This is a genomic window from Rheinheimera sp. EpRS3, from assembly GCF_001513785.1.
Taxonomy (GTDB): domain Bacteria; phylum Pseudomonadota; class Gammaproteobacteria; order Enterobacterales; family Alteromonadaceae; genus Alishewanella.
Genome location: NZ_LNQS01000010.1, coordinates 34590 through 50775 on the forward strand (window position 1 = coordinate 34590; position 16186 = coordinate 50775).

The window sequence follows — 16186 nt, forward strand, 5'->3', positions numbered from 1 at the left end:
TCAGAACTGGTAAGTGGTAGTCAGATAAACCCGGCGTGGCTCGCCCGGAAAATGCCCGGTACGGTCAATAAAGCCACTGCTGGCATAGGTTTTATCAAACAGGTTTTTTACGTTTAGTTGCACCAGCCAGCTTTGCCATTCGGTTTGCCAGCTGATATCAAATACCGTATAAGCTTTTACCGGCTGGCCGCCAATACTTTGTTGCTTGCCAACGTAGTCGACACCGGCAGCAAAAGATGAATGCAGCGCTGGCAGTTCATAACGGCTCCACAACCCTAACTGATGCTGTGGTGCATTGGCAAAGCGGCCGTTAAACGCATTGGTAATGCCATTATTGTCCTGCACTACCCGGGTATCGTTGTAGGCGTAACTCAGGTTCATTACCCAGTTGTCGGTTAAATCGCCTAACACATCCAGCTCAAAGCCACGGCTACGCACTTCGCCCAGCGCCAGTAAATCATCCTGACCATCGTTAGCCACATCACCGCGCGGATCTGCCTGCAGAATATTCTTCCGGGTAATTTCGTACACGGCGGTATTAAGCCGCACGCTATCGTTTAGCAGCGAAAAACGCACGCCGGCTTCATATAAACGCGAGGTTTCCGGCTCGAACGGCCCGCCCACTGCCTCTGCCTGCGACGCTGCCGCCTGCGGCACAAAGCCGGTAGCCGCCACCAGATAACCACGGGCATAGTCGGTTAGCTGATAAGTGGTGCCCAGCCGCCACGACGTATCGTTACCCGATATTTTGCTGCCATCACGCTTGTTGGTGTCTTCAAAGCTGTCCCAGCGCAGGCCCAGCAGCAGGTTCCAGTTGTCCGACAGCGTTAACTGATCCTGCACGTAAAGGCCCTTACGCACGGTTTCGGTATCGGTAATGTTGGGTGTTAAGGCGTCAAGGTTATAATCAGCACCGCTGGTTAAACCGTATTGCGGGTTAACCAGGCTCAGGCCGGGCACCACACCACCGCTTTCAAGCGGTTGGGCATTGCGGCCAGAGAAAAACGAATCCTGCTGCAGGTAGTCAGCTCCTACCAACAGAACATGCTCAACACCTGCAGTGCTTAGCTCAATAATATTGTTCCAGGTCAGGCTGAGCGAGTCATTTTCGCGGTTTTGGTCACGAAACTGTCGGGCGCAATAGTCAATAACGCCATCATCATCGGTATCAAAACTGCAAAACGGTTCATGGTAGTTTTGCAGCTCCTGGTTCTGGTAGCCACGCACGGTAATATCGGTGCTCCACTGGCTGCTAACCTGATGCTCTAACCTGGCCTGATACACTTCGGCGGTTAATAGCTGAAAATCCGTGCTTTCGTTATGGTTCCAGCTACGGTCAGTCAGAAAATTACCGGCGGCATCGGTAACTACGCCACGCAGGCGGGCGCCACCGTAGTCTTGCTCTACGTCGGTATATTGCAGTGTCAACGTGGTGTCTTGTGTCAGGTCAATGGCATAACCTAAATCAATGATCTGGTTTTCCACATCAGTGTTTTGCCGAAATGGCTGTTCGCTGTCTTTGTAAATACCGGCACGGTAACGCTGGGCCGCATCATCGGTTAACGGCCCGCTTAGCTCCAGCGAACCACTGTAAAAGCTGTCATTTCCCAAGCCTACCTTCAGCTGCCTCTCGGCCACTGCTGTTGGTTTTTTCGTGCTGTAGTTAATCAGGCCGCCGGGGGCCATACTGCCATACAGGGCGCCAGCCGCACCTTTTAGCACCTGAATTTCAGCTACGTTAAACAGCTGCGGTACCGCAAAGCCGTTAAACGGGTCGCCGCGCACACCGTCGTATAAAATCTCGTCCTGGCGAAAGCCACGAAAGGTCACGCCCGAGTAGCTAAAAGCACTGACACCGCTCATGCTGCGATATAAATCGGTAATTTGCCGCGCCGCCTGATCGCGGATCAATGCTTCGGGCAATACCTGAATATTTTGTGGAATTTCATCCAGTGGCGTATCGGTACGGGTGCCCAGGTTAGACGAGTCAACCCGGTACAGCGTTTGAGCCCGGCCTTTAACTTCAATATGTTCCAGTGCGGTAGTAGAAGTATTAGCCAGTGCAGTATCGGCCTGGGTGTTAGCAGAAAATGCCATAGTGCAGAATAAACTGACAGCAGAAAGACAGAACTTCATATTACGACCTGTATCGCAGGAGGAATTAAACAGGTCGCGAAGTGTAAATGATAACAATTACTATTACAATAAAATTGAACTAAAACTGTGAGGTAATACGCTGCTGCCATCGCCGGCAGCAGCGGATCTTAGTTAGCCTTTATGCTCGGTTTTAATTAACTTGCCGTGTTGATCAAAGTACTGCCAGTCGCCTGACGGGCGGTTGCTGATATAACTGCCCTGAGTACGCACCTGGCCATTGGGCCAATATTCCAGCCACTCGCCTTCTTTGCGATCACGCAGGTAATCGCCCTGTTGCAGCGATTTACCATTGGGGTGAAAGTATTCAGCTTTGCCTTCTTTTAAACCTTGGACATAGCTTTCTTTTTGCTGTGGCCGGCCATTTAAATGGAATAACTCATATCGGCCATGTGGTTTGTCATACTCGTATTCAATTTCACTTTTTAGCTGGCCGTTGTCGTAGTATTCCTGCGCCACACCGTGCTTACGGCTGGCGTCATAATGCACGGCCTGGGCCAGAGTGCCATCTTCATACCAGGCTTGCCATAAGCCAAACCACTCGCCCTTTTGCATTGTACCAGCCAGTTTAGGTTCACCGTTGCTGACATAAAACTCCTGATAGTCACCGCTTTTTACGCCTTTGTCCCAGTGCTCAACTTTGTGCAGGATATTTTTGGCCGTATAAAACTCGGCTTTACCGTGCTGTTTGTTGTCCTGCCACTGTGTTTTATACCTGATAGTGCCCTCCGGAATAAAACCGTAAGTTGGATCGTCAGCCTGGTAATAGTATTCAATCCATTCACCGGTTTTCTGGTTGTTGTAGTAATAACCACTGGTGCGGCGCCGCCCCTGATAATAATCGACAAACCGGCCTTCGGCCTTACCGTTAACAAACTCCTGCTCACGGCTTTTTTCGCCTTGCTGATAGCTAATCCAGTTGCCATGACGTTTGTTGTCGGCGTAGGTACCTTCCTGCGTAAGATCACCGTTGGCCAACCACTGCTGGTATTTACCTACCTGGGCAAACCTGTGCTCTGTTGGTTTTTTCTCGCTGGCGTAGTGTTCCAGCTTTTGCGGTTTGCCGGTGTCGTAAAAGCTCTGGTAACGCCCGGTCAGCTGGCCGTCTTTGCGCTCACCCTCTTCACGTAAGTTGCCATTCATATGCCAGCTTTTAAAGGGCCCGCTTAGCTGGCCGTCGGCATAAGTATTGTGCTCACGCGGTTCACCTGATGAGTAAAACGTTTTGCTCAGGCCATGGCGTTTACCGGCTTTGTAATACGACTCTTCTACCAGCTTGTCGTCGATAAAGCGCTTATGTACGCCGTCGCGCTCACCCAACACAAAATTCGACAAATCATATGGCAGGCCATTTTCCTGATAGGTTTCATTGGCACCATGCAGCGGAAACTGGCCATTAGCATTGCGTTCTGTTGTGTGGTAGGTAATGCGTTTCGACAGCTCGCCATTGCTGTGATACTGCAGTTGTTCACCGGCGAACATACCGTCAATATAGTATTGTTTCTGCAGCAGTTGCCCTTGGTCACTGAACCATTGCTGTTCACCATGCTGCTTGCCCTGTTTAAACAGTAAGGCATTCATCAGCTGACCATTGGGGTAAAACTCGCGGCATTCACCGTGCTGCTCACCCTGCTGATAATTGCACTGGCGCACCAGAATGCCGTCGGTACTGAATTGCTCGGTTAAGCCATGGCGCTTACCATTGAGGTACTGCACTTTAACTTCCACCACATCGGCGGCATAAAACTGCAGCCAGTGGCCGTGTTGCTGGCCCTGAGCATCATATTCGCCCTGCAGCAATACCGTGCCCTGCTCGTTTTTGCTTTGATATAACCCGGTGAGCTGGTTGTTCGCGTAGGTCCATTGCTCGGCCACTTCGCCGTTAAGGTGGAAGGTTTGCCACACGCCATGGCGCAGGCTGTCCTGATAGGTTTCGACAATGCGTATTTTGCCGTTGTCATAAAAACGGCTGACGTTGGTTTTTTCGCCACGCTCAAATTGAGTAGTTTCGATCACTTGCTGCTGGCTGTTAAAACGCTGCCACAGGCCGCTGGCAACACCGGCATCATAATGCTCAATTTGCTCCACACTGCCATCAACAGCAAAGTACTGCCATTCACCATGCTGGCGCCCGGCCTGATAGTGGCCGCTTAATAGTCGCTGATTACGTTGATCAAACACCTGCCAGTTGCCTTGCACCAGGCCTTGCTCGAACGTAGCCAGTGTATAACCCTGGCTATCACGCATTAAGCGGTACTCGCCTTGCAGCGCCAGGCCGTTGCTAAGGTTGTAATACACATCAACGCCTTCTACCTTACGCACATCCAGCATACGGTCGGCTAAGGTTTGGCTGGCCATCACCGGCGCAGCTAATTGCAGGCAAAACAGCAGCAAAAAATGAAGTGAAGATAAACGCACTGATACTTGTCCCTGTTTAAACCAATATTCTGGCGCAGGATATTAACACAAAGCAGCAGCAACGTAAGCAAGGTTATTGGCAGGTAAACAAACCGCAGTAGTTGCCGGCTACTGCTGGCTTGTCAGGTATTACGGTTAAAGCCGCAAGACTGGCGGATAATTAACTTGGGTTCAATCTGGCTTACAGTAATTGGTTGGTTATTAATCAGTTGCAGCAGGTTATTAACCAGTAACTCACCGGCCTGGGTGGTATCTTGCTGAATAGTGCTAAGGGCCGGAGTGGCAAAAGACGCCACGGGAATATCATCAAAACCCATTACGGCAATATCTTCCGGCACCCTTAAGTTGCGCCGTTTCAGGCAGCGCATAACGCCAATAGCGATAAGATCGCTGGCGCAGAAAATGGCATCAACCTGATGGCCTGCAGCCAGTAATTGCTCGGTGGCTTTGTCGCCGGCGCTTTCAGTAGAAATAGCATCAAAGTGTGGTACTTGCGTGGCACTGATACCGGCTTTATTTAATGCATCAATAAAACCCAGATAACGGGCACTGAATTCCGGGCTGCCTTCAGAGGCATTACCCACAAAGGCAAATTTCTTATGCCCGGTAGCCAGTAAATGCTCACCGGCCAGGCGACCACCTTCGCGGTTATTGCTGCGTAACGTAAACTCCGGGTGGCCCAGCACTTCAGCGCCCCAACAGACAAAATGGGTTTCCTGTGCCAGTAATTTATGCAGTTTTTCTTCATAATCTTTATAGTCGCCGTAACCGAGCAAAATAATGCCGTCGGCTTTATTGCTGTCTTCGTAGTCGGCGTGCCAGTCGTCACTTAATTGCTGAAAAGACACCAGTAAGTCCTGGCTGCGTTTGGCACAAGCGCGGGTAATGCTGCCCAGCATAGATAAAAAGAACGGATTAATCAGCGATTCGTCGGTGGTGGGGTCTTCAAATAACAACAGCGCCAACGTACTGCTGCGCTGCTGGCGAAGGTTACTGGCGTTTTTATCTACTTTGTAATTCAGTTGCCGTGCAATCGCCTGTACTTTTTCGCGCGTTTCTTTATTAACCTGCGGGCTGTTTCGTAGCGCCCGCGATACCGTGGACTGCGATACTCCAGCCATATAAGCAATGTCGAACGAAGTAGCTTTGTCTCTCATCAAAACGCTCTGCTATGACAGCGATATTACTACGCTTATCAACACCGGCCGCCCGCCGCAGCAGCTACCGGTATCTTAGAATTATTGTGGCCTTATCATAAAGTGAATTGGCAGGGGATTCAATTTACATCTTGCCCCGCACACTCGCTTTATACCTGAACGGGTGAATTTGGATCACTTTATTGCCGCCCGGCGAAAGTCAGACTTAGTGAAGCGAATTGTGAAACATTGTTATGTTGGCTTATGTCTGGCCGCACAACTTGCTAAACTGACAGGGTAAAAATATCTGTAAACTAACCTCTGAGCTAAGGTGAAGATTGCGCTACCTGATCATACTTTTATTTCTGCTAAGCTGGCAGGTGAAAGCCGAGCCCGCGCCGGTGTGCGCCCAGGGTGCCCAGTGCGTGGAAGAGCAGCGGCTGTATATGAGCTGGGCGTTGGGCTATGGCCAGCGCAGCAACCCTCTGCACGGTGGCGAAGAGCTGCCGCTGGTTATCCTGCCGGATATTTACTATTACGGCCGCTACTGGTTTTTTGACAACGGCAAACTTGGCAGCAGCCTGGCGTTGTCAGACAACTGGCAGTTAAGTGTGCTGGGCCAGTTTAATCAGGAAAAAGGCTACTTCCAAAAATGGTTTGGTGGCAACCTGATGCAGTTTAATCATACCTCTATGATAGTAGGGCCTAGCTATGCCGAAGAGCGTAATGCCGCGGCCGTTTCTGTACGCCAGGTCAGTAAACGGCCAACCGCCTTCGATTTAGGCGTGCAGCTGGACTGGTTTAATGACGATTGGCAGGCTCAGGCCATACTGTGGCAAGACGTTAGCAACACTTACCAAGGCCAGCATGCCAGCATCAGTGTTGGCCGCGGCTGGCAGCTAAACACTGGCCTGTGGCAAGCCAGTGCCAAACTACACTGGAAAAGCGCCAAACTGATTGATACTTATTATGGCATTGATAATAATGAGCCGTTTTATCTGCCGCGCTACGATGGCAGGCCAAGCTGGCAGCCTGAGCTGCGTTTAAGTTGGCAAAAGCCCGTGTCGGAGCGTGTCTCTGTGCTGGCTTTTGTACGCTACCTTCATCTGGATGATGCTATGACCCAAAGCCCGCTGGTGCGGTCTGATAATATAACAACCTGGTTTTTAGGCGTGAGTTACCGGTTTTATTAATGCACGGTTTCTGGTTGTTACTGGCACTGAACGGAGTCACTGCACCACAGGTTGCAACCGCCCCCTGTGCGGCTGCGCTATGCTGGAACGTAAAACCACAAATTTGTGTTACCGAACAAGCCAATCAACCCTGCCAGGCTGACTTGCAAGTGCAGTGGTACAGCGAGCATAAGCTCAGCCCCTGCCTGTTTCTGGCTGAGCAGCTTATCCAATGCTGGCAAGACACCACAACAGGCCAATGGCAGCAACCGCTGTCATGGCAAAATACCGAACTTAGCCTGCGCAGTAGCAATAATACGGTATTGCTGCAAACAGAACTGAAAGTGTTAAGCCGCAAACCAATGCGGCGCCGGATCGCCAGCCCATGGAGTATTTTCTGATGGCCAAAATATTGTTAGTCGAAGACGATGCCCGCCTGGCCTCTTTGGTGCAGAGCTTTTTAACCCAACACGGTTTTACCGTGCAGCAACAAAGCCAGGGCGACGCTGTAGCAGAGCATTGCCGCCAATTTCAGCCCGATCTGATAATACTGGACCTGATGCTGCCGGGCCTGGACGGCTTTGGCGTTTGCCGTCAGATCCGCCCCTGGTACAAAGGCCCGGTGTTAATGTTAACTGCGAAACAAAGCGATATTGATCAGGTGCTGGGGCTGGAGCTGGGCGCCGATGATTATGTGGTGAAACCGGTAGAGCCGCGCGTGCTGGTGGCACGCATAAACGCTTTGCTACGGCGCAGCCAAAGCACCACTAAAACCGAGCAGCAAGAGCTACAATTTGGCCGTTTAATGCTAAAACAACGTGCCCGTGAAGCCTGGTACGACAACGAGCGTGTAGAACTCACCAGCTACGAATTTGATTTGCTCTGGATGCTGGCCAAACATGCCGGCCAGACCGTAAAACGTGAAGCTATTCACCAGCAGATTATTGGCCGTGAATACGACGGCCTGGACCGTACCGTCGATGTGCGGATTTCGCATTTACGCCGTAAACTGGGCGACAACGCCGAAACGCCGTTTCGTATTAAAACCGTATGGGGCAAAGGCTATTTATTTGTCGCAGACGCCTGGCACTGAGTATGCAAAGGTTATTCTGGCATTTTTACCTGTTTCTGTTTCTGGTGTTACTTGGCATTGGCTGGGCAGTAGAACAACTGTGGCAGCAGTGGCAACCCGACACCGCCCCGCCCTGGCTTAGTAGTTACACCCAGTTGTTGCAGCAGCAGTTACAACAACCCACGGCGCAATGGCAAAGTATTATCAGTCTGCCTTACACTGAGCTCAGCACGGACAGCATCAGCTGGTTGCCCGAAGAACAGCAGTTATTGCAACAAGGCGACATTGTTACTTTGTTTGAAGCCGACAGCGTGTATTTTTACTATCAGCAAGCCCAGCAGCTATGGCGATTTGGCCCGCTGCCACTTATTCAACAGGAAGGTGCCACCTGGTTTACACTGCTGTTTTTTGTGTTGCTAGCCGTAGCAGTAGCCCTGTGGCTGTGGCCGGTGGCGCGTGATATCCGCACCCTGCAGCTAAGCCTGAAGCAATTTTCCAGCAACAGCGACAGTACCATTGCCGTACCGGCGCATTCTTTTATCGCGCCAATAGCACAAAGCTTCCGCCAGATGAGCCTGCAAATCCGTGATTTGCTGAACCTGCAGCGTGAAATGACCCATGCCGTATCGCATGAGCTACGCACGCCCATTGCCCGGCTGAATTTTGCGCTGGAAATGGCAACCCAGCTACCGGAAGACGAACGCCGGCTGATGTGTGAAGACGTGCGTGAACTACAGCAGCTGGTCGATGAAATTCTTGATTATGCCCGGCTGGAAACCGGCCAGTTACCACTGCAACTGCAACAAATAAACCTGACTGAATTAATTGCTAACCTGAACGAAAAGCTGTCGCCGCTGCCTGGCGCAACGATCAGTTTAATTATGCCACAGCAGGCGCTGCTGTTTGGCGATGGCCATTATCTGGAGCGGGCACTGCAAAATGTGCTGGTTAACGCCAAAAAGTATGCTCAGCAGCGCATCACGTTAACGTTGCAACAGCAGCAAAATCATTGGCATATTGATATTGAAGATGACGGCCCCGGTATTCCGCAGGCCATGCGTGAAGAAATACTCAAACCTTTTTTCCGCCTTGAAGCCAGCCGTAATAAGCAAGGTGGCGGCTTTGGCCTGGGGCTGGCCATAGTGCAGCGTATTATGCAGTGGCATCAGGGCAGCATCAGGGTAAGTGAGTCTGCCACCCTCGGTGGCGCCCGTTTTTGTCTGCGCCTGCCGCTGCGGCAAAGCAACACCTCAGCGCCATGATAACTAAGCGGCAGCGCCTGTTATAAGCCCAGTGTTTTCAGAAAGTCATCATCCACTTCAGCTGAGGCACTAACGGTGTTTTCCGGTGTATATTGCTGCGCATTGGCCAGAATGTCGTCCGGGTGTTCCTGCTCGGCTTTGTCAAACTCATGCAGCTGAATAAACTCGGTTTTATCCATCGCCAGTTCCAGATAAAAAATATTATGCTCTGGCGTACTAAAGGTAACGCGGCGTGCCTGTGGTTGATCAAGCTGGGTATTAATTAAAATTTGTACCTGCTTATTAATCGCCATCATTTTTGGCTGGCTCTGATTAATTGATGTTTGCAGGTCATAGCGCACGGTATTGGTAAAGTCGCCGACGATCTGGTTCATCAGTTCGCCCATTACATTACCTACTTCATCAGAGGTATGAAACTGGGCCAGTTCACTTTCCGGCATGCCCATACTCATTAAATACTTTTTATAAATTTCCATTGCTGCCTGAGCAGTGAAATTAATAATCACCAGGCCGGAGAAACCACCATCAAACAACACAAAACAGCCCAGATCAGGCCGCAGACAGGTTTTTTGTATTTTTTGTACCATCGGCGAGTAAGCTACATTACTGTTGCCTGCACCCGACAATACTTTGGTTACCGACTGACACAATGTAAGTAATATTTCATCTGTAGTAATTATTTTGGTTTTTTTCATTATTCGAATCCAACAATCTGAGTTTGTTCAGTATAAGCGTAATACCCTGGCTTAGGCTATTCTGTTCCGATAGCTGCGCTGTGGTTAAACTGTTGCAGCCTGTACATTAGTTTACTGCCTCCGCTACAACCCCCTGAGCTACCAGACATATTTGCTAACCTATTTTTACACTCGGCCATTAGCTGAGGCTAACAAAACCGCGTATTATAGTGCGCTGCCACATTAAGAGCCTTAACCTATGTCAAATAAACCCGCAGGCTGGATCATTATATTATTGGCAGCTGTTGTCGCCACCACGCCGCTGGCCATTGATATGTACCTGCCTGCCATGCCCATTATGGCGCAACAACTGAATACCTCTATAGGTATGGTGCAGCAATCATTAAGTATTTTCCTGGCATTTTTTGGCATCAGCATGCTGATTTGCGGCCCGCTGGCTGACAACTTTGGCCGCCGGCCACTGGCTATTTTTGGTTTAACTGGCTTTGTGCTGGCCAGTATTGCGCTGAGTTTAGTTAGCACTATTGAGTGGTTTTTATTCTGGCGCGCCATTCAGGCTTTATGTGGCGCAGCCGCTACGGTAGTGGTACCGGGTATAGTACGGCATATTTATCAGGAACATACCGCTAAAGGTATGTCGTATGTGTCGATGATAATGATGCTGGCCCCGCTGCTGGCGCCGGCTATTGGCAGCGGCGTATTGTGGCTGGCAAACTGGCAGATGATTTTTGTTACACTGGCGGCCTACGGCTTACTGATCCTGTTGCTTAGCTGGCGTTATCTGCCCGAAATTAAACCAGCTGGTACGCCACAGAAGCTGGCGTTCTTTGCTGGCTATAAAGTGGTATTTTCGCGGGTTTCTGCCCGGCCGGATATTGCTACTTCGATGTTTGCCTCGTTTTCATTCTTTTGCTTTTTAACCGCTGTGCCTTTTGTTTATATCAAATTTTTTGGTGTAGATGAGCAACTGTTCAGCCTGTTATTTGGCTTTAATGTGTTAATGCTGATGCTGGCAAACCTGATAAACAGCCGCCTGGTTAGCCGCCTTGGCCCGCAACGTATGCTGCATGCCGGCCTGGCGGTAGCCATTGTCAGTGCCAGCGCGTTAACCTTGTTTAATTTCTGGCAATTTGAGCTGGTATATACCGTACTGTCGATAGCACCGCTAATGGCCAGTTTAAGCCTGATAGCCACGAACGCTGATGCGATGATCCTGATGAAATTTCCGGATAACAGCGGCACCGCAACGGCGGTAATAGGTACTTTACGCTTTGGTATAGGTGCGCTGGCAGGGCCGTTGCTGGCGCTGTTTTATAACGGCACCCCGCTGCCATTTTCACTGCTGATGCTGGCAGGGGTGCTGTGTATTGCGGTAAGTCAGTTGTGGCATAAACCTGCGGAGCTGCCAGCTACGGCAGCCAGCCCAGACTAAATTTTGCAGGCACCGCCACTGCATTCATCGTCATCATCACCATATTGTGGCGCCTCAGCACGGCTAAGTTCGGCTTGCTGCTGGCGCTCTACATTTTGTTCCGCTTCAGCAAAGTCCAGATGATCTAAATCAAAATCCAGCTCAGACATCATTATTCCCCTCAGTTAAATAGCCTTAGTAGTGTAGCAAAGGCCAAGGCCAGGCTAAAGCGGCCAGAAGTATAAAAGTGCCGGTACCGACACGGCGATAACCAACAACTCCAGTGGTAAACCCAACCGCCAGTAATCGCCAAACTTAAAGCCACCTGGCCCCAGGATCAGGGTATTGTTCTGATGGCCTATCGGCGTTAAAAAGGCGCAAGAAGCACCAATGGCTACGGCCATTAAAAAGGTATCTGAGCTGACATCAAGCTGCTTGGCAATACTTAATGCTATCGGGCACATTACCGCCGCGGTAGCGGCATTGTTCATAAAGTCGGATAATGTCATCGTCAGTGCCAGCAACAGGATCAGCGCAAATACGGCACTGCCTTGTGATAAATGCGACAGCATCAAATCGGCTAATAAAGCGGCCGCCCCGGTTGTCAGCATGGCTTCGGCCACCGGAATTAACGCTGCCAGCAGCACCACCACCGGCCAATCAATAGCCTGATACACCTTGCTCAGCGGCAACGCTTTAAACAACATGCTGGCCAACACACCCGCAGCAAAGGATATTGCTGCCGGCACCAAACCAAAGGCCGCACCAGCCACCGCGCTTAACATAATAACGCTGGTTAACCAGATGCGGCGTTTATCCGGCACCTGAATAGATCGTTCAGCCAGCGGCACACAACCAAATTCACTGGCAAACGCAGACAACAGCTCTGCATCGCCCTGCATCAGCAACACATCACCGGCAACCAGCTCGGTACGACGCAATCGCTTAATTGAACGATTGCCCTGGCGTGATAACGCCAGCAAATTAATGCCAAACCGGCTGCGCAAACTAAGATCGGCTGCTGAACGGCCAATCAGTAAAGCATCCGGCATTACAGCCAGCTCCAGCAGTACTTCTTCTTTGCCAGAGCCTGAGGTTTTTTCTGCATCCGTGGCGTCGACATCCGCTTTAACATTTTCTTCCAGTGTCAGGCCCAGCTCAGATAATATATTGCCCAGCGATTCCGGCTCTGCCTCTATTACCAGCACGTCGTCTGCTTTTAACATACGATAACCGGTGGGTGCAGACACGCGGAATTTGTTACGCACCAGGCCTACCACCTGCGCATCGGCTTCTTCCAGTAATTGCTCAAGTGCCGCCAGCCGCAGGCCATCAGCTTTGCCTTTAGCGTCTACCCGCACTTCGGTTAAATAGCTTGCTGTATCAAAGCCCTCAACCCCGCCCTGCTGGCGTTTAGGCACCAAACGCCAGCCAACAATGGTAATAAAGGCCAGGCCGGCCAGTGCAACCAGCACCCCCACCGGGCTAAAATCGAACATGGCAAAACTACTGCCCTGACTGCTATCCCGAAAGCCCGAAACAATAAGGTTAGGCGGCGTACCAATTAAGGTTGTCATACCGCCCAGTATCGAGCCAAAGGCCACCGGCATCAGCACCTGCCCTGGCGTTAGCTTAAGCCGGGTTGCCGCCTGAATAGCCACCGGCATCATCAGCGCCATAGCGCCGACGTTATTCATAAATGCCGATAACAGCGTAACTAAGGTGGTTAACAGGGCAATAGTGGCCATCACACCACTGTTGGCTGGCAGCAATTTGCGCGCTAACAAATCAACCGCGCCGCTATTTTGCAGGGCATAACTTAACACCAGCACACAGGCAACGGTAATAACTGCCGGGTGGCCAAAGCCGCTAAAGGCTGTGTCGGTTGGTACCAGGCCGGCAGCAACTGCCGCCATCAGTGTCGCCAGCGCGACGGTGTCGTGCCGCCAGCGGCCCCAAATAAACAACGCTATAGTGCAAAGTAAAATTGCAAATAGCATTCCCTGTTCTAATGTCATTGCGGTTTCCGGTAAGTAAATATCAATGATGGCTAAGCTACGCTGAACGCCAACTTACCACAATACGCGCTGAAGCAATTTCACCAAACGAGGTTACTTGGTATCATAGCGCCACTTTTTTGCCGCAGCAGTTGCAGGAGCCTCCATGACCACGCTTACCATACAAACCCCGGATGACTGGCACTTACACTTTCGTGACGGCGATATGCTGCGCGAAACCGTACCGGCCACAGCCCGGCAATTCGCCCGTGCCATTGTGATGCCAAACTTAGTGCCTCCGGTAACCACAGCAGACATGGCCGTAGCCTACCGCAACCGCATTCTGGCTGCCCGCCCGGCAGGCAGCAACTTTCAGCCGCTGGTTACCTTATTTTTAACCGATAAAACTACCGCTGCCGATATCAGCGCGGCCAAAGCCGCCGGTGTGGTTGCGGCTAAGTTGTATCCGGCCGGTGCCACCACTAACTCCAGCGATGCGGTAAGTGCGCTGGGCAGCCTGTATCCGGTATTTGAAGCGATGGCAGAGCAAGGCATGTTGTTGCTGGTTCATGGCGAAGTTACCGATCACGATATTGATATTTTTGACCGCGAAAAGGTGTTTATTGACCGTTACCTGCAGCACATTGTCGCGCGTTTACCAAGTTTGAAAGTGGTATTTGAGCATATTACCACCGCCGATGCCGCCAGCTTTGTCGCGCAAGCATCAAACAATGTGGCTGCCACTATTACACCGCAGCATTTACTGCTCAACCGCAACGACCTGTTAGTCGGCGGCGTGCGACCGCATAACTATTGCCTGCCGGTGTTAAAACGTCGTACGCATCAGGAAGCGCTGCGTGCGGCTGTGGCCAGTGGTTCAAGCAAGTTCTTTTTAGGCACAGATTCTGCGCCGCATGAAAAACACCGCAAAGAGTCAGCCTGCGGTTGTGCCGGCTGTTACAGCGCTCACAGCGCGATAGAGTTGTATGCTCAGGTATTTGATGATTTAGGGTGCCTGGACAAGCTGGAAGGCTTTGCCAGCCACTACGGCGCTGACTTTTATGGCTTGCCACGTAACAGCGGCACAGTGACACTGCAAAAGCAGCAATGGCAGGTGCCAAACGAGATTACCCTGCCCAACGGCAACCCGATAGTACCGTTTTATGCCGGCGAAACGTTAAACTGGAAATTGGTGTAACTTACAGGCTCAGGCGTAACGCATGAGCCGATATACTCACGTCAACACGCCGTAAACCCATCCCTGGGGGCTCGATTCGGCCATCCTGGCCTGCAACGGTTGACTTAGAGTACATCGACTCCTGCTTTAATATACGCGAGACTCAGCTCTTCAAATAACTTAGCAGCCGCTCCAGCGCGCGGTAGCTAAGTGCCTCCATTAAATGGGCGCGGCTAATTTGGGCTTGCTGCTGCAAATCGGCAATGCTGCGCGCCACTTTGATGATCTTATGGTAAGTTCGTGCCGACAGTTTAAAACGGTGAATAGTGTCTTCCAAAAAGCGCGCATCGGCTTGTTGCAACGGGCAAAAATCGGCAATTTCACTGCCACTTAAACGGGCATTAGCTTTACCCTGCCGTGCCAGCTGTAATTGCCTGGCTGCCAATACCCGCTCGCGCACACTGGCGCTGCTTTCTTCCTGCGTATGCTGGCTAAGCATGCCTTTGGGCAGCAACGGTACTTCAATTTGCAGTTCTATGCGGTCAATAAACGGGCCTGACAGCCGGTTCAAATAACGCATTACCTGCTCGGGGGTGGCCCGGCCATCCTGATGGTGCCCGGTCGGGCTGGGGTTTAATGCTGCTACCAGCTGAAATTGTGCCGGAAACTCTGCCTGACGTGCAGCGCGGCTAATATGTACCACACCGGTTTCCAGCGGTTCGCGTAACACATCCAGCACCTTGCGCGGGAACTCTGGCAGCTCGTCCAAAAATAAAATTCCGTGGTGCGACAACGATATTTCTCCGGGCCTGGGCACAGAACCACCACCAACCAAGGCCACTGCAGAACTGGTGTGATGCGGCGATCTAAACGGCCTTTGCTGCCAGTCGGTTAAGTTACGCTTTAACCCGGCAATAGAGTAGATGGCGGCAGTAGCCAGTGCTTCCGGCTCTGTAAGAGGCGGCATAATACCGGGTAAACGCTGCGCCAGCATAGATTTACCGGTACCGGCCGGGCCCAGCATTAACAGGTTATGTTCACCGGCCGCCGCTATTTCCAGCACCCGTTTGGCATGGGCCTGGCCTTTCACGTCAGCTAAATCCGGTAAGTGCTGTTGCTCACGCACCGGTAAAGCCGGAATAGCAGGCAATGGTTGCTGGGCTAATAAAAAGCTGTGCACCTGCAATAAATGCTCAGCACCGTGCACTACTACCTTGGGTACCTGCTGCGCCTGCTGGGCATTTAACATCGGCAGCACCACTTCACGGCCAGCATCGCGGCAGGCTATGGCTACCGGAATTTCGCCTACTATGCTGCGGATCTCGCCCGACAGCGCCAGCTCGCCACAAAACTCATAGCCCTGCAGGCTTTTTTCGGCTAACTGGCCGGAAGCAACGATAATACCCAGCGCTATCGGCAAATCGAAACGGCCGCCTTCTTTAGGCAAATCAGCCGGGGCTAAATTAACGGTGATTTTGCGATCCGGAAAAGCAAAACCGCTGTTTACCATGGCACTGCGCACCCGATCACGAGACTCTTTTACCGAGGTTTCGGGCAGGCCAACCAGCTGAAAAGCAGGCAAGCCATTGCTGATATGCACTTCAACGGTAACTAAAGGGGCATCTAAACCATGACGGGCACGACTGAAAACAACGGCCAGTGACATCCTGTCTCCTGCGCGGACAAAATAAA

Annotated in this window: 13 protein-coding genes; 6 read left to right on the forward strand and 7 right to left on the reverse strand. The window is 51.4% G+C overall.

Annotation, left to right across the window (positions count from 1 at the left end):
* The 3 genes from AR688_RS15660 to AR688_RS15670 form a co-directional block, all read right to left on the reverse strand.
* A complete protein-coding gene (locus tag AR688_RS15660; RefSeq protein WP_068236083.1) occupies positions 1-2136 on the reverse strand; it encodes a TonB-dependent siderophore receptor in 2136 nt (711 codons plus the stop codon).
* A gap of 132 nt (positions 2137-2268) precedes the next feature.
* Positions 2269-4572 carry a toxin-antitoxin system YwqK family antitoxin gene (locus AR688_RS15665; protein WP_068236086.1) on the reverse strand — a complete coding sequence of 768 codons (2304 nt, stop codon included), beginning with the start codon at positions 4570-4572 and terminating at the stop codon, positions 2269-2271.
* Between the two features lie 122 nt (positions 4573-4694).
* Positions 4695-5729 (reverse strand): LacI family DNA-binding transcriptional regulator, encoded by a 1035-nt coding sequence (locus tag AR688_RS15670; RefSeq protein ID WP_068236095.1) that lies wholly within the window; start codon positions 5727-5729, stop codon positions 4695-4697.
* Between the two features lie 317 nt (positions 5730-6046).
* Between AR688_RS15670 and AR688_RS15675 the strand changes: the two genes are divergently transcribed.
* Genes AR688_RS15675 through AR688_RS15690 form a run of 4 tightly spaced genes read left to right on the forward strand, consistent with a single transcriptional unit; the run spans position 6047 to position 9214 of the window.
* Positions 6047-6901: a MipA/OmpV family protein gene (locus tag AR688_RS15675; protein ID WP_068236098.1), complete on the forward strand. Its 855-nt coding sequence runs from the start codon at positions 6047-6049 to the stop codon at positions 6899-6901.
* Positions 6901-7281 (forward strand): DUF3019 domain-containing protein, encoded by a 381-nt coding sequence (locus tag AR688_RS15680; protein WP_068236099.1) that lies wholly within the window; start codon positions 6901-6903, stop codon positions 7279-7281. Before AR688_RS15675 ends, AR688_RS15680 begins: the two co-directional genes overlap by 1 nt.
* On the forward strand, positions 7281-7973 hold the full coding sequence (locus AR688_RS15685) for a response regulator transcription factor (protein WP_068237222.1): 693 nt from the start codon (positions 7281-7283) through the stop codon (positions 7971-7973). Before AR688_RS15680 ends, AR688_RS15685 begins: the two co-directional genes overlap by 1 nt.
* A 2-nt stretch (positions 7974-7975) precedes the next feature.
* Positions 7976-9214: an ATP-binding protein gene (locus AR688_RS15690; RefSeq protein ID WP_068236100.1), complete on the forward strand. Its 1239-nt coding sequence runs from the start codon at positions 7976-7978 to the stop codon at positions 9212-9214.
* A gap of 20 nt (positions 9215-9234) precedes the next feature.
* Here AR688_RS15690 and AR688_RS15695 read toward each other — a convergent pair whose 3' ends face one another.
* Entirely contained in the window at positions 9235-9909 is a 675-nt protein-coding gene (locus AR688_RS15695) for a DUF3334 family protein (protein ID WP_068236101.1), read from the reverse strand.
* Between the two features lie 238 nt (positions 9910-10147).
* Between AR688_RS15695 and AR688_RS15700 the strand changes: the two genes are divergently transcribed.
* Positions 10148-11341: a Bcr/CflA family efflux MFS transporter gene (locus AR688_RS15700; RefSeq protein WP_068236104.1), complete on the forward strand. Its 1194-nt coding sequence runs from the start codon at positions 10148-10150 to the stop codon at positions 11339-11341.
* Here AR688_RS15700 and AR688_RS20240 read toward each other — a convergent pair.
* Both AR688_RS20240 and AR688_RS15705 read right to left on the reverse strand, forming a co-directional pair.
* Positions 11338-11493: a hypothetical protein gene (locus AR688_RS20240; RefSeq protein WP_156420328.1), complete on the reverse strand. Its 156-nt coding sequence runs from the start codon at positions 11491-11493 to the stop codon at positions 11338-11340. The two genes, AR688_RS15700 and AR688_RS20240, sit on opposite strands and share 4 nt — an antisense overlap.
* Positions 11494-11544: 51 nt before the next feature.
* A complete protein-coding gene (locus tag AR688_RS15705) occupies positions 11545-13338 on the reverse strand; it encodes an SLC13 family permease (protein ID WP_068236106.1) in 1794 nt (597 codons plus the stop codon).
* A gap of 145 nt (positions 13339-13483) precedes the next feature.
* On the opposite strand from AR688_RS15705, the gene pyrC reads away from it, so the two are divergent.
* The gene (gene pyrC, locus AR688_RS15710; protein ID WP_068236108.1) at positions 13484-14515 is read left to right on the forward strand and encodes a dihydroorotase; all 1032 of its coding nucleotides are present in this window, start codon (positions 13484-13486) and stop codon (positions 14513-14515) included.
* Positions 14516-14657: 142 nt separating this feature from the next.
* Here pyrC and AR688_RS15715 read toward each other — a convergent pair whose 3' ends face one another.
* Positions 14658-16160: a YifB family Mg chelatase-like AAA ATPase gene (locus AR688_RS15715; RefSeq protein ID WP_068236110.1), complete on the reverse strand. Its 1503-nt coding sequence runs from the start codon at positions 16158-16160 to the stop codon at positions 14658-14660.
* Between the last annotated feature and the right edge of the window lie 26 nt (positions 16161-16186).